This window comes from Lysinibacillus sp. CTST325 (genome assembly GCF_054665055.1).
In genome coordinates, this window is record NZ_BAAFHO010000053.1 from 1 (window position 1) to 370 (window position 370).

Below are 370 nucleotides of genomic sequence, written 5' to 3' on the forward strand. Positions count from 1 at the left end.
TAAACTGTACCCTATAAGATAGACACTTTGAAAAAAGTCTATCCTATAGGGTACTTTTGTTTATAATGAGAAAAAAGATGTCGGAGCGGAATAAATGACGAAAAGATTATTTACTAAAAAAGAGCAAGAACAACTAAACTGTAATCCTAATGTCCAGGCTATTAGTGATAAAGCGATTACTTATACTGAGGAATTCAAACGCCATTTTATTGCAGAAAATGAAAAAGGAAAACTCCCAAGAACGATTTTTGAAGAGGCTGGTTTAGATGTTGAACTGATTGGTTTGAAGCGCATTAGTTCAGCGGGAAAGCGTTGGCGTGCAGCTTATCGTACAACTGGAGTAGCTGGTCTACAAGATACACGTAAAACG

1 protein-coding gene is annotated in these 370 nt (G+C 36.5%); it reads left to right on the forward strand.

Annotated features, from left to right (window positions below; all coding sequences use genetic code 11):
- Positions 1–94: 94 nt before the first annotated feature.
- Positions 95–370, forward strand: a 276-nt coding sequence (locus ACYQ73_RS28290) for an HTH domain-containing protein (protein WP_460015462.1), incomplete at its 3' end; no start/stop codon positions are given.